The 20413-nt window shown below is 70.5% G+C and carries 24 protein-coding genes and 1 tRNA gene; 11 read left to right on the top strand and 14 right to left on the bottom strand.

The annotated features are described in order from the left end of the window. Positions 1-154: 154 nt before the first annotated feature. From RJT50_RS01250 to RJT50_RS01210, 9 genes are all read left to right on the top strand, one after another. Positions 155-2017: an SLC13 family permease gene (locus tag RJT50_RS01250; RefSeq protein WP_313693319.1), complete on the top strand. Its 1863-nt coding sequence runs from the start codon at positions 155-157 to the stop codon at positions 2015-2017. 91 nt (positions 2018-2108) lie between these two features. Then, positions 2109-2181 (top strand) — tRNA-Pro (locus tag RJT50_RS01245). A gap of 292 nt (positions 2182-2473) precedes the next feature. After that, positions 2474-4579 (top strand): minichromosome maintenance protein MCM, encoded by a 2106-nt coding sequence (locus RJT50_RS01240; protein WP_313693318.1) that lies wholly within the window; start codon positions 2474-2476, stop codon positions 4577-4579. Continuing rightward, positions 4579-4860: a DUF7854 family protein gene (locus tag RJT50_RS01235; protein ID WP_313693316.1), complete on the top strand. Its 282-nt coding sequence runs from the start codon at positions 4579-4581 to the stop codon at positions 4858-4860. The genes RJT50_RS01240 and RJT50_RS01235 overlap by 1 nt, the downstream gene beginning before the upstream one ends. A 64-nt stretch (positions 4861-4924) precedes the next feature. Further along, positions 4925-5557 carry a DUF7504 family protein gene (locus RJT50_RS01230; RefSeq protein WP_313693315.1) on the top strand — a complete coding sequence of 211 codons (633 nt, stop codon included), beginning with the start codon at positions 4925-4927 and terminating at the stop codon, positions 5555-5557. 81 nt (positions 5558-5638) lie between these two features. Next, positions 5639-5977 (top strand): DUF7855 family protein, encoded by a 339-nt coding sequence (locus RJT50_RS01225; RefSeq protein WP_313693314.1) that lies wholly within the window; start codon positions 5639-5641, stop codon positions 5975-5977. After that, positions 5974-6789 carry a DUF7856 family protein gene (locus RJT50_RS01220; RefSeq protein WP_313693311.1) on the top strand — a complete coding sequence of 272 codons (816 nt, stop codon included), beginning with the start codon at positions 5974-5976 and terminating at the stop codon, positions 6787-6789. Before RJT50_RS01225 ends, RJT50_RS01220 begins: the two co-directional genes overlap by 4 nt. Positions 6790-6814: 25 nt before the next feature. Beyond that, positions 6815-7588, top strand: a complete 774-nt coding sequence (locus tag RJT50_RS01215) for a DUF7857 domain-containing protein (protein WP_313693308.1) — start codon at positions 6815-6817, stop codon at positions 7586-7588. Beyond that, a complete protein-coding gene (locus RJT50_RS01210) occupies positions 7585-8244 on the top strand; it encodes a nucleotide-binding protein (protein ID WP_313693307.1) in 660 nt (219 codons plus the stop codon). The genes RJT50_RS01215 and RJT50_RS01210 overlap by 4 nt, the downstream gene beginning before the upstream one ends. Here RJT50_RS01210 and RJT50_RS01205 read toward each other — a convergent pair. After that, on the bottom strand, positions 8223-9080 hold the full coding sequence (locus RJT50_RS01205) for a transcription initiation factor IIB (RefSeq protein WP_313693306.1): 858 nt from the start codon (positions 9078-9080) through the stop codon (positions 8223-8225). The genes RJT50_RS01210 and RJT50_RS01205 overlap by 22 nt on opposite strands. Before the next feature lie 169 nt (positions 9081-9249). On the opposite strand from RJT50_RS01205, the gene RJT50_RS01200 reads away from it, so the two are divergent. Beyond that, positions 9250-9765 (top strand): DUF7858 family protein, encoded by a 516-nt coding sequence (locus RJT50_RS01200; RefSeq protein WP_313693304.1) that lies wholly within the window; start codon positions 9250-9252, stop codon positions 9763-9765. Between the two features lie 80 nt (positions 9766-9845). Here the strand turns inward: RJT50_RS01200 and RJT50_RS01195 are convergent, their stop codons facing one another. The 4 genes from RJT50_RS01195 to RJT50_RS01180 all read right to left on the bottom strand — a co-directional run bounded on the left by RJT50_RS01195 (position 9846) and on the right by RJT50_RS01180 (position 12477). Beyond that, complete coding sequence (locus RJT50_RS01195; RefSeq protein ID WP_313693302.1) at positions 9846-10613, bottom strand: P-loop NTPase family protein; 768 nt, start codon at positions 10611-10613, stop codon at positions 9846-9848. A 42-nt stretch (positions 10614-10655) separates the two neighbouring features. Then, positions 10656-11075, bottom strand: coding sequence for an HIT family protein (locus RJT50_RS01190; protein WP_313693301.1), 420 nt, complete (start codon positions 11073-11075; stop codon positions 10656-10658). A 509-nt stretch (positions 11076-11584) separates the two neighbouring features. Further along, complete coding sequence (locus RJT50_RS01185) at positions 11585-12250, bottom strand: uracil-DNA glycosylase (RefSeq protein WP_313693298.1); 666 nt, start codon at positions 12248-12250, stop codon at positions 11585-11587. Further along, entirely contained in the window at positions 12250-12477 is a 228-nt protein-coding gene (locus RJT50_RS01180) for a DUF7860 family protein (protein WP_313693296.1), read from the bottom strand. Before RJT50_RS01180 ends, RJT50_RS01185 begins: the two co-directional genes overlap by 1 nt. Before the next feature lie 95 nt (positions 12478-12572). Between RJT50_RS01180 and RJT50_RS01175 the strand changes: the two genes are divergently transcribed. Continuing rightward, the gene (locus RJT50_RS01175; RefSeq protein ID WP_313693293.1) at positions 12573-12818 is read left to right on the top strand and encodes a DUF8151 family protein; all 246 of its coding nucleotides are present in this window, start codon (positions 12573-12575) and stop codon (positions 12816-12818) included. Between the two features lie 39 nt (positions 12819-12857). On the opposite strand, the gene prs is transcribed toward RJT50_RS01175, so the two are convergent. The 9 genes from prs to RJT50_RS01130 form a co-directional block, all read right to left on the bottom strand. Further along, positions 12858-13709: a ribose-phosphate diphosphokinase gene (gene prs, locus RJT50_RS01170; protein ID WP_313693291.1), complete on the bottom strand. Its 852-nt coding sequence runs from the start codon at positions 13707-13709 to the stop codon at positions 12858-12860. Positions 13710-13781: 72 nt separating this feature from the next. Further along, entirely contained in the window at positions 13782-14597 is an 816-nt protein-coding gene (locus RJT50_RS01165) for an HVO_0234 family beta-propeller protein (protein ID WP_313693290.1), read from the bottom strand. A gap of 139 nt (positions 14598-14736) precedes the next feature. Next, the gene (gene ftsY / locus RJT50_RS01160; protein WP_313693289.1) at positions 14737-15864 is read right to left on the bottom strand and encodes a signal recognition particle-docking protein FtsY; all 1128 of its coding nucleotides are present in this window, start codon (positions 15862-15864) and stop codon (positions 14737-14739) included. A gap of 4 nt (positions 15865-15868) precedes the next feature. Continuing rightward, the gene (gene pfdA / locus RJT50_RS01155; protein ID WP_313693286.1) at positions 15869-16357 is read right to left on the bottom strand and encodes a prefoldin subunit alpha; all 489 of its coding nucleotides are present in this window, start codon (positions 16355-16357) and stop codon (positions 15869-15871) included. A 318-nt stretch (positions 16358-16675) separates the two neighbouring features. Then, positions 16676-17110 (bottom strand): DUF7410 domain-containing protein, encoded by a 435-nt coding sequence (locus RJT50_RS01150; RefSeq protein WP_425499698.1) that lies wholly within the window; start codon positions 17108-17110, stop codon positions 16676-16678. Continuing rightward, entirely contained in the window at positions 17107-18519 is a 1413-nt protein-coding gene (locus RJT50_RS01145; protein ID WP_313693283.1) for a hypothetical protein, read from the bottom strand. The genes RJT50_RS01150 and RJT50_RS01145 overlap by 4 nt, the downstream gene beginning before the upstream one ends. Further along, positions 18516-19193 carry a DUF7546 family protein gene (locus RJT50_RS01140; RefSeq protein ID WP_313693281.1) on the bottom strand — a complete coding sequence of 226 codons (678 nt, stop codon included), beginning with the start codon at positions 19191-19193 and terminating at the stop codon, positions 18516-18518. The genes RJT50_RS01145 and RJT50_RS01140 overlap by 4 nt, the downstream gene beginning before the upstream one ends. Positions 19194-19195: 2 nt before the next feature. Further along, the gene (locus RJT50_RS01135; RefSeq protein WP_313693279.1) at positions 19196-19651 is read right to left on the bottom strand and encodes a hypothetical protein; all 456 of its coding nucleotides are present in this window, start codon (positions 19649-19651) and stop codon (positions 19196-19198) included. Between the two features lie 87 nt (positions 19652-19738). Continuing rightward, positions 19739-20263: a BGTF surface domain-containing protein gene (locus RJT50_RS01130; RefSeq protein WP_313693277.1), complete on the bottom strand. Its 525-nt coding sequence runs from the start codon at positions 20261-20263 to the stop codon at positions 19739-19741. Positions 20264-20413: the final 150 nt, after the last annotated feature.

Raw genomic sequence — 20413 nt, 5'->3', positions numbered from 1 at the left:
AGAACTCACGGTAGCTACGTAGTCCTACTCACCTCCTGTTCGTCCCATTTCGCGCTGAAACGAACAGCCGAGATGATCGACCTGTGACACCGTCACTCACGCGTCCTGAACCGCATCCCCTACCCTTTTGCCGACTCCGGGCGACCCATCGCCCGTGCCGGTCGCCCCCGAGATACTGCTGGTCTTCGCGTTCGTCCTCGCCGCACTGGTGCTGTTCGTCACCGAGCCGGTTCCGGTGGACATCACCGCGCTCGGGTTGCTGGTCGCGCTCCTCCTCACCGGTCCAGTCTCGACCGCGCTGGCGAACGCCGGACTCCTCGCCGGGCCGGTCGAACTCGTCACCGTCGAACAGGGGCTCTCCGGGTTCGCCAACGCCGCGACGCTGACCGTCCTCGCCATGTTCGTCCTGAGCGAGGGCGTCCGCCGGACGGGCATCATCCAGCGGCTCGGCGGGTTCATCTCACGGCTGACCCAGGGTGACGAGACGAAACAGCTCGGGGCGACCATCGGGCTCGTCGGGCCCGTCTCGGGGATCATCAACAACACCGCGGCGGTCGCCGTCCTCCTCCCGATGGTGACAGATCTGGCCGAACGCGGGCGAACCTCCCCCTCAAAGCTCCTCCTGCCGCTGTCGTACGCCTCGATGGTCGGGGGGACGCTCACGCTCATCGGGACGTCGACGAACATCCTCGCCTCGGACCTGTACAGCCGGCTCGCGCCGGCGGCGGTGGCCCGCGAGTTCCGGATGTTCGAGTTCCTCCCGCTGGGCGCGGTGTTGCTCGTCATCGGCTCGGTCTACCTGCTCACGGTCGGCCGCTGGCTCACCCCTGCCAGGATCGAACCCCGGGCGGACCTCACCGAGGAGTTCGAGATGGCCGACTACCTCACCGAGGTCGTCGTTCGCCCGGACTCGCCGCTGGTCGGCCAGCGCGTCGAGGGGGCCCTGGAGGACACCCCGTTCGACGTCGACCTCGTCCAGCTCATCCGGGACGAGCGCGTGTTCCTCGAACCGCTCGGCCAGAAGGAGATCCAGCCCGGCGACGTGTTCGCGGTCCGGACCGACCGCGCCACGCTGGTCGAACTACTCGACGTGGAAGGGCTCGACCTCGTCCCGGAGGCGACCGTCGACGAGGACGAACTCGAGGCCGCCGAGGGACCGAAGAACCTCGTCGAGGTGGTCATCGCGCCCGGCTCCTCGCTCGTCGGCGACTCGCTCGCCACCGCGAGCTTCCGCCAGCGCTACGACGCGACGGTGCTCGCGCTCCGGCGCGGCCGCGAACTCATCCGCCAGCGGATGGACGAGGTGCCCCTGCGGGTCGGCGACACGCTGCTCGTGCAGGCGTCGGTCGAGTCGCTGGAACGGCTCGACGCGAACCGGAACTTCATCGTCGCCCAGGAGATCGAGCAGCACGACTACCGGGAGTCGCGGACGTCGGTCGCGGTCGGCATCGTCGGCGCCGTCGTCGCGCTGGCCGCGCTGGGCGTCATGCCCATCGTCGTCTCCGCGCTCGCGGGCGCGCTGGCGATGGTCGTGACGGGCTGTCTGCGCCCGCCGGAGGTGTACGACGCCGTACAGTGGGACGTCATCTTCCTGCTCGCTGGCGTCATCCCGCTCGGCATCGCGCTGGAGTCCTCCGGCGCCGCGAGTCTGCTCGCGGACGCGGTCGTCGCGGCCGGCGACGTGCTCCCGCCGCTGGTGCTGCTGGGCGTCTTCTACGTCGTCACGGCGCTGCTGACGAACGTCATCTCCAACAACGCGAGCGTCGTGTTGATGATCCCGGTCGCCATCGAGGCGGCGGGCACGCTCGGCGCGAACCCGCTCGCGTTCGCCATGGCGGTCACGTTCGCGGCCAGCACGGCGTTCATGACGCCGGTCGGCTACCAGACGAACCTGTTCGTCTACGGGCCGGGCGGGTACCGGTTCTCGGACTACGTCCGCGTCGGCGGGCCGCTGCAGGCCATCTTCGCCGTCGTGACGCCGATCGGGGTGGACTTCTTCTTCGGGCTGGGGTTGTAGGGGCGTGGCGGTTGTCGGGTGGAGGGCGGTCGGATGGGGTGGTCGGGCAGAACGAAACGCTTAGGCGCGAGTCGGCTCTCTATCGAAGCACGGGACCGTGGGTTAGCCTGGTATACTTGTGGCCTTGGGTGCCATTGACCCCAGTTCAAATCTGGGCGGTCCCATTTTACACCCGTGGTAGGACGGGGAGTTCGGAGTGAAGTCGGCCCTTCATCCCGATTTCGGTTCCCCACGTACGTTTTGAGTCGAGGTACCTCGTCGCCGAAGATGCGTTTGAGACTGCCATGTGGCTTCGTGTCGCGGAGCCAAAACAGTCACAGCGGACGATCAACTGGGCCGACGAGTTCGACGGGCGATGGCCGCCCGAAACCCACTGACACGACCCCGAACGCGAACCCCCCTTCAGTTCCAGTGGAAGCCAACCCTTCTTACCCTATGACGCAGTAACTCGTTCCAATGAGTCAGATGGAGCGCCAGGAACTCGACCAGTTCCTGAGTTTCTACCGCACGTACTACGGCGACGAGATCGCCGCGCTCGCCCAGCGGTACCCCAAGGAGCAACGCTCGCTCCACGTCGAGTACGACGACCTCTACACGTTCGACCCGGACCTGGCCGAGCGATTCCTCCAGCACCCAGAGGACATGGGGCGGGTCGCCGAGGAGGCGCTCCGCACCTACGACCTACCGGTCGACATCTCGCTCGGGCAGGCCCACGTCCGGGTACGGGGGCTCCCGCGCGAGCGCACCATCGACATCCGGAACATCCGGGTCCAGGACGACCACATCGGCTCGATGGTCGCCGTGCAGGGCATCGTCCGGAAGGCGACCGACGTGCGCCCGAAGGTGACCGAGGCCGCCTTCGAGTGCCAGCGCTGCGGGACGATGACGTACATCCCACAGGCCGACTCGGGGTTCCAGGAGCCCCACGAGTGCCAGGGCTGTGAGCGCCAGGGACCGTTTCGGGTGAACCACGACCAGTCCGAGTTCATCGACTCCCAGAAGCTCCGTGTCCAGGAGTCGCCCGAGGGGCTGCGCGGCGGCGAGACGCCCCAGAGCATCGACGTGAACCTGGAGGACGACGTCTGCGGGAAGGTGACGCCGGGCGATCACGTCACCGTCGCGGGCGTGCTCCACATCGAGCAGGTCACTTCCGGCCAGGAGAAGACGAACATCTTCGACCTCTACATGGACGGCGTCTCGGTCGTCGTCGAGGACGAGGAGTTCGAGGACATGGACATCACCGACGAGGACAAGGAGGAGATCTACGAGCTCTCAAAACGCGAGAACATCTACGAGGACATGGTCGGCTCCATCGCGCCGTCCATCTACGGCTACGAACAGGAGAAGCTCGCGATGATCCTCCAGCTGTTCTCGGGCGTCACCAAGCACCTGCCGGACGGCTCGCGCATCCGCGGCGACCTCCACATGCTCCTGATCGGCGACCCCGGGACTGGGAAGTCGCAGATGCTCTCGTACATCCGCCACATCGCGCCGCGGTCGGTGTACACCTCCGGCAAGGGTTCCTCCTCGGCCGGGCTGACGGCCGCGGCGGTCCGCGACGACTTCGGCGACGGCCAGCAGTGGACCCTGGAGGCCGGCGCGCTCGTGCTCGCGGACAAGGGCATCGCGGCGGTCGACGAGCTAGATAAAATGAGATCGGAGGACCGCTCCGCGATGCACGAGGGACTCGAACAGCAGCAGATCTCCGTCTCCAAGGCCGGCATCAACGCCACCCTGAAGAGCCGCTGTTCGCTGCTCGGCGCGGCGAACCCGAAGTACGGCCGGTTCGACCAGTACGAGCCCATCGGCGAGCAGATCGACCTCGAACCCGCGCTCATCTCGCGGTTCGACCTCATCTTCACCGTCACCGACCAGCCGGACCCGGACCACGACGCGAAGCTCGCGGAACACATCATCACCACCAACTACGCGGGCGAGTTGAACACCCAGCGCGAGAAGACGACGAACTCGGAGTACAGCTCCGAGGAGGTCGCTGACGTCACCGAGGAGGTCGCGCCGGTCATCGAGGCGGACCTGCTCCGGAAGTACATTGCGTACTCGAAGCGGAACTGCTACCCGACGATGACCGACGAGGCGAAGGAGGCCATCCGCGACTTCTACGTCGACCTCCGTGCGAAAGGGGCCGACGAGGACGCCCCGGTGCCTGTCACCGCCCGGAAGCTGGAGGCGCTCGTCCGGCTCTCGGAGGCGAGCGCGCGCGTCCGGCTCTCGGACACGGTCGAACCCAAGGACGCCGAACGCGTCATCGAGATCGTCCGCTCGTGCCTGCAGGACATCGGCGTCGACCCCGAGACGGGACAGTTCGACGCCGACGTGGTCGAGACGGGTACTAGCAAGAATCAACGTGAGCGAAAAAAGAATATCAAGCAGCTTATCAGAGATATGCAGGATGAATATGATGTTGGCGCACCATGGGATGAAGTCCTTGAAACTGCCGAAGAAATCGGAATTGACCGAGAGAAGGCTGAGAGAGAGATTGAGAAGTTCCGTGAATCCGGTGAAGTCTATTCCCCTGACCAAGACCACCTTCGTGTAGTCTGATGGACCGAATCTCGGCCCTCCGGAACGTCGAGAACGCGCTCAGGGAGTTCGAGGAGGGCGAGGCCGACCTCACCGAGACGGAGCGGCGCGTGAACGCCGTGCTCCGCACGTTCGCCACGGAGTTCGAGGTGTCAGGGACGCGCGCGTACCGCACCGTCCACGGTGACGGACCGGACGAGGAGACCGTCGTCGTCGCCGACTCGGCGGCCCAGGCACGCGAGCGCGTGGCCGCGCTCGCGGACCGCGACGTCGACGTGGTCGAGGTGACGCCGATCCGATGAGCGCAGGGAAAGCCCTTTATCCGATCCCCTCCAACCTGAGTGACAGGATAGTGGGGTTCCGAAGGTGACTGTACACGAACTCGAGCGGGACGTGCGGGCACAGCTTGGGGACGCAGCGACGGTGCTGCTCCTCGCCCCGTCGTTCTCGGAGCAGGAAGGCGACCGCTGTGTGGACCTCCTCGACCCGGAGCGGACCGCCGACGGGAACGCGCTGTGGATCTCGTACACGAAATCGCCGGACAAACAGGTTCGGCGGTTCCGGTCCCGCTCCGAGTCGACGCCGCGTAACGTCGGAGTCATCAGCGTCGACGACGCCGCGCGGTCGGCCGCGGCCGCCTCCGGTTCGGGTGGCAGCCCCGACGGCGGACTGGAGACGCGCGCCGACACCATCACGAGTCCCAACGACCTCACGGGGCTGGGCATCCGCATCACGGAGTACCTGCGGGGCTGGGAGGACGACGACGGCGACACCGTCGTCTGCTTCGACTCGCTCACAGCGCTGTTGCAGTACGTCGAACTGGAGACCGCCTACGAGTTCCTCCACGTGCTCACCGGTCGGTTCGCGGCCGTCGGCGCGTTCGCACACTTCCACATGGACCCCACCGCACACGACGACCAGACCGTCGAGACGATCACGTCGCTGTTCGACGCCGTGGTCGAACTCGACGAGGACGGTCATACCGTCCGCATGCGGTAGGGGCGCTCCCGAACCCCGCGCCGTCCCGACGCCGCTTCCCCGTACGATAGCTTTATTTTCGATAGCGAAGCACCCGTACTCATGTTGCTCGTCGTCGCCTACTCCGCCGGGGCGCGGACGACCCTGCGGAACTGCTGTCGAGCCAACGAGGCGGCGGTCCGCGAGCGGTACGGCCGCGTCGCGCTGCTGGCCGAGACGGAGCTGGGCGCGTTCCTCGCGTGCCGACTCAGGGCGAAACACGGTGCCGACGTTCGGGTCGAACGCACCGACACGTTCAACGAGTTCGCCGCCGTCAGGCCCGCGATTCGGGAGGCCGCCGTCGACTACGAGGACCGCGACCGACCCAGCACGCCGTATCCGAAGTTCGCGGCCGGAACCGACCACCCGGATCCGGACGCGATGGAAGGGACTGAGCTGTGAACTTCCGGCTCGAGGGTCGAACCTATCGCGGCCGCGCGGTCGACCTCTCCGATCGCGGGGAGCTGAACCCCGGGCGAATTTGCTCCGCGCTGGGCCTCGATGGCGACGACCCGCTGGCGCTCGTCGCCGACTCGCCCCCGTCGCTCCATGAACTGCTCGCCAGCGCCGCCCGGACCAGGGGACACGAGGCCCCCCAGGCGGACAGGATCGCCACCCTCCGACGGCGACTGGCCGGCGCGGCCTCGGGGGACCCATCGGCCGACGAGCGGTCCGACCGAACGGGGCTGGCCGCGGCGCGCGAGCGTGCCGCCGACGCGACGGCGGACGTCGAGCGCCTCCGCGAGCGCGTCGCCACCGCCCGCGGGCGGCTGCAGGCCGTTCGGGAGGACGGCGGGGACGTGACGGCCGCCGGGGAGGAACACGAGCGTGCGGCCCGCGAGCTGGCGGCGGCCGAGACCGACCGGGTCGCCGCCGAGCAGGCGCTCGAAGCAGCCGGCGATCGGGCGCAGCGCCGACGGACCGACCGTCGAGAGACGCTCCGCCTCCGCGACGAACTGGCGAACCGTCGGCGTGAGGCGCGGCGAGCGCTCGCCGAGCGCGTGTACGAGCCGTTCACCGCGGCACTGGAGCGAGTCCCCGGCGACGCCGATCCCGGAACCGACCCCTCGGCGTTCGCCGGGGACGCGATCACGGCCCATCTGGCCGCGGTCGCCGTCGCCGACCGCGACGAGCCCGTGGTGCTCGCGGTCGACCGGTTCGACGATCCGGCCGCTGCGAGGGACGTTCTCGGAGCCCCCGTCGTCCAGATTTAACCCCGATGACGGGACCACTGACCCCATGTCCGTCTCCCTCAGCGCCGACGCGACGGTTGCTGCCGGCGTCGCGCTCGTCAGCCTCGACGTCCGAAACCCCACGCCAGTAGCCCGGCAGGTCCGGATCGTGAACCGGCTGGACGGTCCGGTGCTGCCGCCACGCCGGAACGGGGTTCCGGAGACGGGCTGGGATGAGGACGGCGTGACGGCGGTTCTGGACGCCGGCGAGTCGATCTCGCTGGGATACGCGTGTCCGCTGGGGGAGCGCGAGGCCACGGTGCCGACGGCGAAACTCGCGGACGTCGGTGACCCGGACGGGTCGCGAGAGGCGGTGGCGACCCGGGCGCGCCGGGAACTCGGCGCGTTTCGGCCGCCCAGGGACGCCGTCCCCGACGGGACCGCACTCGACGTCGTCCCACCCAGGGACGGGCACGAGTCGGGCGCGTCCGAACCGGATGCGACGGTGCCAGACCTGGAAGCGACGGTACCCGAACGGAAGACGACGGAGACCGAACGGACGGTCGCCGAAGACCTCCCACCCTCCGCCATCCCGGATTCGGTCCTCGACTGGCTCGAGGACGCCGCGACGCGCATCGAACTCGCGGAGCGGCTCACCGACGCCTCCGTGGCCGACGCGACCGACGCGCTCGCGGACGGTGACCGTGATCCGAAGGCGCTCCCCCTGGCGGTCGAAGCCGACGCCGAGGCGCTTCGGTCGGTCGGAGAGCGAACGGAGACGCTGGCCGGCCGCGCGGAAGCCACGGACGTGCCGGTCGACGCGCTCGGGAGACTGGCGTGATTCTGGCCGTGACGGGCGGGAAGGGCGGCGTCGGAAAGTCGACGCTGGCGTACAACCTCGGTGCGGCGCTCGACGCCGTCGTCGTCGACGCCGACCTCGGAATGGCGGACCTTCCGCGGGGCCGCGGCCCGGACCTCCACGACGTGCTCGCCGGGCGTGCGGCCCCACGGGAGGCGGTCCGTTCCGGGCCGGTCGATCTGCTTCCCTGCGGCCGGTCGCTGGCGGGGGCGCGCGCGGCCGACGTCGGGCGGCTCGAGGAGGCCGTCGGTTCGATCGGGGCCGGCCGCGACGTGATCCTCGACTGTCCGGCGGGGCTCCGTGCCGACGCCGGGGTCCCGCTCGCGGTCGCGGACGCCTGTCTCGTCGTCGCGTCCCCCCGAGCGTGGGCGCTCGCTGACGCCGTCAGCGCTCGTGAACTCGCCCGGGAACTCGACGCGGGCGTAGTTGCGGTGGCGCTCAATCGCGTGCTCGACTCGGTGCCGACGGGAGCCGTCGAGCGCGCGCTGGGCGCACCTGCCGTGTCGGTCCCGGCCGATCCGCGGCTCGGACGGTCGGTCGAGACGGAGTCACCCGTCGTCGAAGCGGCTCCGGACTCCGCGGCCGCACGAGCGATCGAGGGGCTCGCGGCCGACGTTCACTCCTGCAGGTCGCCGTAGCTGTTCCGCAGCGTCACCGGCGTCACGCCCGCGACGTCGGCCGCGGCGGCCTGCGTGCACTCGAGTCCCCGGTCGCGGGCGGCCGCGTACAGACACGCCGCGGCGACGCCGCTGGGGTTGCGGCCGTTGACGATGCCGCGCTCTCGCGCCCGGTCGAGGTACCCCCTGGCGTCGCGCTCGACCCCGGCGCCGAGGTCGAGTTCCGACGCGAACCGGGGGAGGTACTCGGCGGGGTCGATGGGACCGACCGGGAGCCCCAGGTCGCGGTTGAGCGCGTCATAGGCCGCGTCGAGCTCTCCCCGGTCGGCCTTCGCGTCCGCGAGCAGTTCGCCGCGGGTCCGGGAGATGCCGGCGACGCGGCAGGCCGCGTACACCGCCGCGGCGGCAAACCCCTCGATGGAGCGACCGCGGAGGAGGTTCTCCGACTGTGCGGACCGGAACAGCGAGCAGGCTTGGTCACGGATGCGGTCGCCGAGCGACTGCGCGCTCGTCAGCCGGCGGATCTCGGTGAAGCCGTACACCTGGTTCCGCTCCCGCTTGGTCGAGATGCGCGCCCGGGTGTGCTGGCGGCGCATCCGGGCCCACTGTTTCCGCTTGCGTCCCGTGACGCGCGTGTGGCCGATCTCGGTCGAGAGTCCGCGGTCGTGGCGCGAGCGGGTCAGCGGCGCGCCGGTCCGTCGCGGGTCGGTCTCGTCGTCCGAGAAGCTCCGCCACTCGGGGCCGCGGTCGAGCCGATCGGCGTCGACGACCAGCCCGCACTCGCCACAGACCGTCTCGTCGCCGTCCGCGCGCAGTCGTCCCTCGCACTCGGGGCACGCAACTGTTGCAGTGCTCATACTCGAACGTTGCGCCCGATCGGTTACTTTAATGAGGGGAGAACGGCGGGAAATCGAGCCGATCCGACCGGACGAACGTACCGATAATCGGTTCGTTCGTCGCGGATGCGACGATCAATTCTTTCGTCCGATGGATGAATTTATACCGAATGGGGAGTAACCGGTTCGCATGGCGCTCTCGGACATCGCCGCCGGCATCGAGGTGACCGCCGAGCAGCGGGACCAGGGGGTCAGGGTCGTCGACGACACCGGCGGCGACCTGCGCGAGCGGCTTGCTGCCGCCGCGGAGCGCCTTCCCTGTACGGCAGCCGCGGCCGCGACGGTGCTCGACGAGTACGGTCGCGGCGTGAGCGTCGGCGAGTCCGCCCGCGAGGCCGGCGTCGCGCCGATGACCGCGGCGAAGGCGCTCCACCGCTGTGGCGTTTCGGGCGTGTCGCCGCTCGGGCCGACCGGACGACGGATCGTCCGCGACTGGCTCGGCGGCGACGTCTCACGCACGGACGCGCTCGAACTGACCGGCGGCGACGAGGCCGACTTCGCGCTGGCGGCCTACGTCGAGAGCCACGACTCCGTCCCGGAACTGATCGAGGCCGCCGAATCGGCGCGGTCGCCGACCGACAACGCGAGCGTTGCCAAGCGCGACGCGCTCGCGGAGACGATGACGGACGCCGCGGACCTCCGCTGACGCCCGCCCTCCACTGTAAGCGGTCCGACGGTAGGCCCGGGGTTCGAACGACGGAGACGGTTCCGGGTTCCGTGCCGTTCTCAGTCCTCGGCGCGACCCCGAAGCTCCTCGACGCCCGCCTTCACTTTCCCGAGCGCACCGTCGTCCTCGAACTCGACGGCGAGCGACGTGTCGAGCAGCGACTCGACGGCAGTCATCATCCGGCCGCCCAGGGCGTCGTCATCGAGACACTGGACGCCCTCCGCCGGCGTTCCGGGGAGGTCCGGAACGGTCGCGGACGCGGCGGGAAGCGGTCCGCCGACGGCGACCGTCATCGCGGGGGTCGTGCCGACGTCGCGGAGCCGATCCACCATCCGGCGGCGGGCGTCGGCGCCGTGTTCTGTTCCGGGCGCGACGAGCACCACCCGGTCGACCGCGTTCACGGCAGCGAGGTGCTGGTTTGCGCCGACCGGCGGCGTGTCGACGAGCACGTGGTCGAACGCCGTCGCGGCCTCGGCGACGCGGTCCTCGAACGCCTCGGCGGCGTCGGTGGTCTTCGCGCGGGCGAGGCGCTCGAACGGGGCGAACGCCGGCGCGAGCGCCACGCGGCCCGGCGCGTCGTCGACGCCGGGGCCGAGTTCGAGGTCGTAGAGCCCGTCCGCGAGCGGTCGGTCCGGCGAGAGACAGAGCGCGGTGAGGTCGGGGTCGATGCGCCCGCCGAGGAACTCCGAGAGCCCCTGCGTCGCGTAGGCGGCATCGAGAACCACGACGTCGCGTCCGTCGCGGGCGAGCGTCGCCGCGCTCTCGACCAGGGTTCTGGTGGTGCCGACGCCGCCGGCGACGCCGACGAGCGCCAGGGTTCGGGTCATACTCCTTCTGACCGCGCTTCCGGGGATAAAATTTCGGTTGTGCTATGTCGAAATTGATTCGGCAATCTCGTCGAGTTCCTCGTCCGAGAGCTCCAGGGGGCTGCCCGCGACGGCGTGGATCGGGCCGCCGTCGTCGTCCGCGAACCGGGGGATGACGTGGACGTGTGCGTGGGGCACCTCCTGGCCGGCCTCGGGGCCGTCGTTGACGGCGATGGTGTGAGCGTCGGCGTCCACGGCTTCCTCGATGCGCGGGGCGAGCTCGTGGACGAGATCGAACACCGCGCGCGACTCGGCGGCGGACATGTCCGCGACTCTGGTGTGGTGGGCCTTCGGGACCACGAGCGTGTGGCCCGGCGAGAGCGGGTTCGCGTCGAGGAACGCGAGCGCGTCGTCGGTCTCGGCGACGGTTCGTCCGGTGATCTCCCCCGCGATGATCGCACAGAAGATGCAGTCCTCGCTCATGTGTGGGGTGTGGTCGGTGAGTCGCTTGAATCTACGGGCGATTCTGATGGAATGTGAGCATGGGGGTGGTGGGGTTCGATTCGGGTAACGTAGTGATGACCGCGGACGCCCCCGCGGCTCTCGGCTCGGTGCGGCCGCTGCGCTCCTCGCTCGCTTCGCTCGCTGTCGTTCGAAAATCGAAGATTTTCGTGATGCCATCGGATTCCGGCGGAATCCGACTGCTGACGGGAAACCGTTGGTTTCCCGTACTGACGAGAGAGCTTCGCTCTCTCGAACCACGGTGCTTGACGGTCCGCGCCGTTCACGAGAGCAACGCTCTCGTGAGCTCACGAGACGTCGTGCGTCTCGTGAACGTCCCCGAGAACCGCGGCCCCTTCCATTCCCACCCGTCGGTTTGCCGGTCCGTCGTCGCTCCCGGGGATTCGGACGCGTCGCAGGGGGAATCCGGCCGTGCGATTCCGGTCGGCTGGTCGGGATCATCGCGGGCGAAACGGGTCGGCCGAAAGCGATCAGGGGAGGCGGGCGGCGATTCGCTCGCGATATTCGGCCTCGCTCAGGCCGAGCCGCGAGAGCCACACCTCCTGATAACTCGGGTGGAGGACGGGGAGCAGCGTGACGTCGAGCCCCGGGAGGTCGACGGGGTCACAGACCGAGTCGAGGAAGCCGTCGAGCGCCCGGCCCTCGAACGCGAGCAGCGTCTCGGTGGCGTGTTTCCCGGTCGCGACGACGATCGCGGGGTCGACGACGGCGAGTTCGGATTCGAGGTGCCCCCGGCAGTTCGCCAGTTCCGTGGCCGTCGGCTCGCGGTTGCTTCCGTCCTCGCCCGCAGGGAAGCACTTGGCCGCGTTCGTGTAGAACGTCCGGTCGGCGTAGCCCAGGTCGGCGAACAGCGTCCGGATTCGCCGCCCGGAGTGGCGCGAGGTGTACGCACAGCCCGTGTGGTTCCCGCCCTTCCAGGTTCCGGCGTCGGGGTCGCCCGCGCCGGGTGCCTCGCCGACGACCAGGACGTCCGCGTCGCGGGGACCGTTGCCCCAAGAGATGCAGGTGCGTGAGTCGGCGAGCGCGGGACAGCGCTCGCAGTCGGGGTCCAGAACCAGTCGGTCCTCGGGATCGGGGTGGTCGGGGAAGTCGCGACCCCGACGGCCCGCCCCGCCGTCGCCGGGGGCGGACGGCATCACTCCGTCAGGGGGAGGAAGATGCCGAACACGAAGACGGAGATCACGACGCCGAGGATGCTCAGGTACTCAAGGTCGGTCAGCAGCGTGGTCTCCCACCCGGGGAGCGCGGTCCCGGTTGCGCTTGCACCCATCTGGACGAGGAACGCGAGCGCGAACACGACGAGGCTGAGCCCGACGCCGCCCTTCGTCAGTCGCGCGTAGTCGATGTCGCCGTAACGGCCCATGACTCCCGGTGGCCCGCACGCGACCCTGTGCTTTTCGGTCCGGACGCGACCGCCGGGACCGAAAGACCCAGAACCACCCTGGAGAGAGGAAGCGTATGCGAGACAACCTCTTCGACGCCCTCTGGGCGTTCGCCGAGTGGCTCGTCACCGCACTCGGGACCGTCGGCCTGACCGGACTCGGCGTCCACTTCGAACACGCCGGCGAACTCGCCTTCGCGGCGGGTAACCTCGAGTACGCCATGGTCGATTTCGTCCTCGCGGCCGTCGCGCTCGTCTGGGGGCTCTACCTCTGTGGGTACGAGGCGTTCCTCCCGAAGACCCGTGCGTACCTCGCGGACTGAGTAGCCGCCGGACGAACTGGGAGACGAAACCGGAACCGATCAGAGCGCGTCGGCGACGACCGGCGCGACCGAGACGGCGCTCGCCTCGCGCTCGACGGTGTCGGTGCCGAACACGCGCTCGACGCCCGCAGTCGCCAGTTTCGTCCGCGCGTTGCCGACCAGCATCGGGTGGACGCAGGCAGTGAACACGCGTTCGGGACCCCGCTTGACGAGCGCCGCGACGGCCTCGCTCATCGTCGACCCGGTGGCGATGATGTCGTCGACGACGACCACGTCCCGGCCGGACGCGTCGGCGTCGCTCGGCCGGATCGTGACCGCGCCGGTGTCGTAGTCGCGCTCCTTCTCGAAGTAGTCCACCGCGCCCCGGTCGTACGCGTCCCGCGTCTCCGCGGCGATGCCGCGTGCGCTCTCGTCGGGGGCGAGAAAGAGCGGGTCCGCGAGGTCGTCGGGCAGCGGCGTCGCCAGCCGCGGGGCGGCGTCGAGCACGGTCGTCTCGGCCGCGAAGAAGTCGGCGACGCCGTCCTCGTGCGGGTTCACCAGCACGACGCGATCCGTCCCGGTCGACACCGCGCGGGCGACCGCGCGGGCCGACACAGGCTGTCCCTCCTCGAACGCACGGTCCTGCCGCGCGTAGCCCATGTACGGGAGCACCGTCGTCACCGACGACGCGCCGGCCTCCCGGACCGCGTCCTGTAACTGGAGCAGTTCCACGAGCGCGTCGTTCGAGACGGTGGCGGCGACGACGACCGCCTCCTCGCCCGCGAACTCGGGCACCGAGGCGCACGCCTCGCCGTCGGGGAAGACGCGGTACTCCGGCGTGGCGAGCGATCGGCCCGTCTCGGCGGCGAGCGCGGCCGCGAGCGACTGCGAGGCGGACCCGGGTACGAGCATACGCGGGAGTAACCGTCCCCGGGTACAAACCGGTTCCTACTCCGCGGGGCGCGCGCGGCAACCAGCCCGAACCTACTCCGTACCTGGAAGCACGACCGCCGAGGCGTCGGGGACGCCGAGGTGGCGGCCGCGCCAGTCGCCGACGGCGCCGTCGTCCGCGGAACCGCCCGACCGCACCCGCAGCTCGCCGTCGCCGGTGACGCCGACGAGCAGGTCGGAGTCGACCGCGAGGTCGACGACGTCGGCCTCCTCGTGGCTGCGCCACTCGGCGCCGTCCCCGACCCGCTCGACCACGGACGCGCCCGTCGCCGCGACCGCGCGCTCGCCCGCTGGGTCGGTCGAAACCGAACGGAACGCGCCATCGAAGTCCCGCATCCAGCCGTTCCCGAGCGTGTAGAGGCCCTCCCCGGTGGCCGCCAGCGGCGTCCCGCCGGTCGCCACGTCGCGGGCGTCCTCCAGACCGACGTACTCGACTACGCCGCCGGCGACGCGGTGGACGCCGTCGGCGGCCGCGACGAGCGGGCCGGCCATCCGTCTCGGCTCCGCGACCGTCCCGAGTTCCACCCACTCGTCCGCATCGCGTGCGAGCCGAGAGACGGTTCCGTCGGGCGCGCCAGCGAGCATCGCGTCGCCGTCGATCCCGACCGCTGCCGCCGGGCCGTGATCGGTCGGTTCGTACTCGCCGACCAGCACGTCCTCGTCGGTGGCGACCGCGAGCGCGTCGCCGGCCGCCGCCAGGTCCCGCGCGGCACAGCGGTGGTCGATGCCGAACTCGCCCACGATGTCGTCCGAGACCGCGACGCCGACGACGCCGATGGGCGAGGCGACGAGCGCCCGGGTCGTCCCCGTCTTCGCGTCGTAGACGCGCTTCTCGTCGATGGTCGGCATGGGTTCCCGGGTGAACGTGGTGCGCTATCCCGGATAAAGCGTTGGGTGGGGTCGTGTCGCTCGGGTGCCGGCCGGGTAGCTGTGCCGGTCATGGAACGGTCGGCGACGGACGAGCGGCGACGGGCGAGCGAAAAGTGGGCTACTCGCCGCCGACGAGGTCGTCGACCAGTTCCTCCGGGTCGAACCGGTCGAGGTCGTCGTACCCCTGGCCGGTGCCGAGAAACAGCACCGGCTTGCCCGTCACGTACGCGATGGAGATGGCCGCTCCGCCCGAGGCGTCCGCGTCGGCCTTCGAGAGCACGACGCCGTCGATCTCGGCCGCGTCGTCGAACTCGGTGGCACGCCGGACCGCGTCCTGGCCCGCGACCGACTCGTCGACGAACAGCGTCAGGTCGGGGTCGACGACGCGGTCGATCTTCTCCAGTTGCGCCATCAGGTCGTTGCTCGTGTGGAGTCGGCCGGCCGTGTCGCCCAGCACGACGTCGGCGTCGTTCGCCTCGGCGTACTCCACGCCGTCGTAGATGACCGCCGCCGGGTCGCCGCCCTTGTCGTGGGCGATCAGCTTCCGGTCGAGCGCCTCGGCGTGCTCGCGGATCTGCTCGTTCGCGCCGGCCCGGTACGTGTCGCCGTTCGCCAGCACCGAGGAGTAGCCGCGGGCTTCGAGCCACTCGGAGAGCTTCGCGATGGTCGTCGTCTTGCCGACGCCGTTGACGCCGGTGAACACGATGGTGACGGGTTTCTCGGCCGCGGCGATCCGCTCCTCGAAGTCGAACTGGCCGACGGCGATGACCTCCAGCAGCGCGTCGTGGAGCGCCTCCGTGACGAGCTGGTCGGTCGTCTCGATCTGCGCGCGGCTCTCGCCGAGCATCCGCTCGCGCACGGTGTCGAGGATCTCCTCGGCGACGCTCATCTCCACGTCGCTGCCGAGCAGCGCCATCTCGAGGTTCCGGAGGGGCTCCTCCAGGTCCTCCTCCTCGATGATGACCTTCCCGGTCGCGAACGCCGCCGCGCGCTGGAACCGGCTCGCCGACGAGCCGCCCTCGTCCGACTCCTCGTCTGTCGATTCGGCGGCTTCGGCGTCGCTCGGAGCGTCGGCGTCAGCCGTCGCCGAGCCGGTCGAGTTCGCTCGGGCGCCGGCGGACGCTTCAGCATCGGCCGCCGCGTCCGAGGCGTCCGCGTCGGCTTCCGCCTCGGTGGCCTTCTCCTCGACCTCCTCGGCCGCGTCCTCGCGGAACGAGGAGAGCTTGTCCTTCAGGCCGTCGAACATCGCCCTACTCGTCCCCGTCGTCCGCGCCCTCCTCGCCGGTCGTCTGCTGCATCTGTTGCATCTGCTGTTGCTGCATCTGCTGTTGCATCTGCTGGGCCTGCTGTTCGAGCTGCTGGCTCTCGGCCTCGAGTTCGCCCTTCTCGGTCTGGAGCTCGGCGATGCGGTCGTCGAGCGCGTCGCGCTTGCGGTCGAGTGCCTCGGCCGCGTCGTCCTCCTCCTGCTCGGCCGCGTAGCCGCCGCCGAGCGAGACGACGACCTCGTCGATGTCGCTGATCTCCGCGCGGACGTACGCGCCGCCGCCGAGCGGCACCTGCACCGTCGAGCCGGTGTCGAGCGTCTCGATGGCCTCCTTGGCCTCGTCGATGCCGCGCTGCTCCTGGCGGACCTCCTCGATGTCGGCCTCGACCGCCTCGATCTCCTCGTCGATCGCCTGCAGTTCCTGGGAGAGCTGCTGGAGCTGCTGCTGGCCCTGGCCGCCGCCGCCGAGGCTCATGCGGCCACCTCCGTCGTCGCGCGCCGATTCTCGCGGGTCCGGAACTCACCGCTCACGGAACACTGAGTCATGGCCCGAAATCGCCCCGCGAGCGGGAAGTACCTTCCGACTCACCTGGCTCGTCTCGCCTCGGGTTCAGTGACGGCAGCCTCGAACGCCCCTCCCGAGCCGATTCGTTCGCTCGGCTCGCTCCGCTCGCCGTCGCTCCCCTCCCTCGCGCGCGTCCGACACGACTACCCGGGACCTGCGGCCCCGCGAGTTCACGCTCGCTCGCGTGAACGGCACGCGCGTCGCCTCCGCGAGGAAGCACAGCGCCCGCTAGCCCGCGCCGCTGAGCACGACCGTGTAGCCGAGCACGAACGCCGAGAACAGCAGGCCGATGAGGACGACGACCTTGATGTGATAGAAGAACAGTTCGTCGAGTTCCGCCTCGTCGGCGTCCTCGTGGGCCGCCCGTTCCTCGTCGCTGCTGGATTCCTCGTGGACCTCGCCGACGTGGAGGTCGCGCAGCCGTTCGGTCCGGAACGGGCGCTCGCAGTGGGGGCACCGCGCGCCGGGCGTCTCCCCGTCCGGGACGCTGGTCGGGACGGCGCGACGGGAGTCCGGGTCGTCGATGCGGACGCCGCCGGCCCCGTGCCGCGTCCCCGTCGGACCGCGCGTCTCCGCGTCGCCGCCTGCCGTCCCGCCCGCCGCGTCGCTCACCGGGGAGCCGACGTCGTCACCTGGACCGCCCGCGTCGTGTGACTCGGTCATACCGGTTGGACGAACGGCTGTGTGAGGATCCACATGCTGGTCATGGTGTACAGTATCATCAGGACGATGAAGGGGTACTGGCTCCGGATCGGCTGGAGTCGACCCGGGAACACCTCGAACACGACGACGTGTGCGACCGCCACGGCGACGAGGTGGCCGAGGACGACGAACGAGAGCCGGAGCGCCCCGAACCAGTCCGGGAGCAGCAGCGTCGGCCCCGTGATGCCGCCGAGCGGGTTCGCGATTGCGAACGCCAGCGCGGGCGCCAGCCCCAGGAAGTAGCCCAGGTAGTGCGCGAGGTGGTAGCCCGCCGCGATGGGGACCAGCGACGGGGCGAGCGCGCGCCGGACGTACTCGGCGGTGACGTAGCTGTCGGCCGTCCCGCGGGCGAGCGTCGAGGCCCGCAGGAGCGCGGCGTAGAACAGCACGAACCCGCCCGCGAGCGCGACGAGCGAAAGCAGCCACGAGGGGACGCCAGCGTCGACGAGCGGCCCCGCGACCGCGGCCCAGAGCGGCGTCGTGACGAGGCCGTCGAACGTCGTCACCCAGAGCAGCGCGACGACGAACGCCGGGCCGTCCTCGCGCTCGGGCACCGTCCGAACCAGCCCCGCGCCGGGCACCACGAGTTCGAGGCCGTCCTCGGTCCGCTGGATCGGCGCGAGGCGGCCGTACCATCGGAACACCCGGGCGACGGGGTCGACGTTGGCGAACCAGACGTCCCGGCCGAACGTCGCCGCGCCGGCGAGCGTGAGGAGGGTGTAGGCGACGACGAGCGCGACCAGCAGTCGCGGGTCGTCGGAGACGGGGCTGACGACCTCGACCCAGACGAGCGCGAGCAGGCCGACGACGCTCGGCCACGCCCCCCATCGTTCGGGGTACTCGCGGTCGAGAGCTGGGAGGAGGCCGGCGAGCGTCCGCCAGGGGTTCACCGCGGGCCACGAGTCGCCCGCGAGGTAGGTCGTCATCGTGAAGCCCGCCCACCAGCCGCCCCAGACGAGCAGGACGGCGAGGTTCGCCGTCGGCGTCAGGGGGCCCACCAGTCCCGAGACGAGCGTCGCCGCGAGGCCGAGGACGCCGACGACCTGGAGCGCCCGGCGGGCGAGGGCTGCGGGGCGGGCGAGGGCGGCGGCGTCGGCCCGCCAGCCGGCGACGGCGTGCATCGGCCCGCGGTCGGTGAGCAGGCTGGTGAAGAGGAACGACGCGCCGACCACGCCGCCGCCGGTGGTGATGACGAGCCACGTCGGCACCGCGACCGGCCCCATGGTCCCGCCCAGGCCGCCGACGTGCGCGCCGGCGACCGGGACGGACGCGAGCGCGAGGAATGCGGACAGACCGACGACCGCGAGGCGTGTCGGACTCGCCGGCGAACGCTCGGCGGATCCGTCGCCGGGTCGGTCGGAGCCGCTCACGTTCGGAACCCCGGGCGGACGACGAGGAGGGCCACGGCCGCGAGGAACACCGCGGTCGAGAGGTCCACCGAGTAGTCGGTCACCGCCGCCGCGACGCCCGGGCCGACGACGCCCGCGGCGAGGCCGGCGACGATGGGGAACGTGCAGCCGACACAGGCGACCAGCCCGAGCGCCCCCGAGAGCGCCGCGCCCGTCGCGTCGAGGACGGTCGCGTACACGAGGTACGCGAGCGCCAGGAAGCCGATGGCGCGGTACGGGACGAAGTACACGTGGAACACGTGCGTGACGTAGGCGACGCGCGGCCCCCAGCCGGGCTGGACCATCGCGACCTGGAGGCCGTTGAGGTGGCTGTGGCTGTGGCCGGGGCCGAGCGAGTACACCGAGACGAGGCCGGCGAGCCACGCGAGCACGAGGAAGTAGGCGGCCGCGAGGACGGCGGCGGCGACGCGGTGGCTCCGGGGCGCGTCGGCGGAGACGTCGACGGCCGTGACCGCCCAGACGCCGACCGTGATCCAGACGAACGGGTAGACGACGTACCTGACGCTCGTGACCTGGGCCGAGGTGAGTCCGAAGTAGGCGACCGCCGAGAGCAGTTCCAGCGCCACGAGCCCCAGCAGCCAGCCGTGCCGGTGGCGGAGCTCCAGATCGGCCAGCCGGTCGAGCGTCGCGGTCACTGTCACCCCGCCGTGAGCAGCATCACCGCGAGCCCGCCGACCGCGAGCGTCGCGACGACCCAGACGCCGGCCGCGACCGCCTGCGAGCGGTAGAGCCCGCGGTAGCGGATCGACTGGTAGACGCCGAGGAACGTGTAGACCGCGAGCGCGGCCAGGACGAGTCCGGCCATCACGCCCCCGGCCACGCCCTGAACGCTCGCGGGCACCGCGAGCCCGCCGACGACCACCAGCGTGCCGAACCCGAGCCCGAACGTCAGGAGGAGGAACCCGCCGATCCACGTGGTGGGGCTCCCGGCCACCCGTTCGAGCGTCTCGATCGCGCCGTTCCCGCCGCCGGAGGCCGAGTAGGCCCGCCAGTCCCGGTTCCGCGCGAGGACGAGGACCGTCCCGAGGAGGAACAGCCCGGTCAGGATTCCGCTGAGTACGAAGCCACTCACTTCCATGGGAATCGTTGGCACTGGCGAGGGACCCGAGTGGGATAAACATTGTGCGAGGGCGGCGGGGACCGACGACCCGTCTGTGTCGACCGGACGGTCCGAACCGAATTATCGCCGTCGAGCAAGCCCTGCGAGCCCAGCGAGGGCGAGCAGCGCCGTCACCGCCACCGGAACGCCGAACCCGGGGAGGCTCGTCACGGTGTCTCCCTCGGTCGCTCCCGGCGTGACGGTCGCGCCGGGCGCGAGGATCCGCCCGTCGGACTCGGCGATCGTCGAGTTGCCGTCGCTGACGGTCACCGTGAACTCGTCGCCGGCGGACAGTTCGGCCAGGTCGAACGTCGCGCTGAAGGTTCCGTCGGGACCGACCGTCGCGGTCGCGGACTTGAAGAACTGTGGGTCGGTGTCGCCGGCGGATCGAATCCCGACGGACAGTTCCGTTTCCTCCGGGAGGTCGGCCGTGCCATGGACCGTCGCCTCGTCGGTCGCGTGGACGATCACGGAACCGTTCTCCGCGGCGAGCGAGACCGAGTCGGACTGGCCCGCCCCGGCGGCCGTCCCGCCGAGCACCGTGCCGAGGAGGAGCGTTGTGAGGAGGACGATTCGTGCGGGTCGAGGACCAACTGGGGCGTTCATTCGCGTTCCCGGCTACCGGACGGGAGCGACTAAAACCGACGAAAGCTCAAATCGTGGTTTGATCGGTCACTGTGCGTTCGTCGAGTCGTGCGAGATTCAGCGTGCGCTACCGGGGTGCGGTTGCGTGGGTGCCGATTGGCGCGGCCGTCG

The organism is Halobaculum sp. XH14 (assembly GCF_032116555.1).
In the GTDB taxonomy this organism is placed as follows: domain Archaea; phylum Halobacteriota; class Halobacteria; order Halobacteriales; family Haloferacaceae; genus Halorarum; species Halorarum halobium.
The sequence above is the reverse complement of the archived record's forward strand: the minus strand, read 5'-3'. Positions and strand labels throughout refer to the sequence as shown.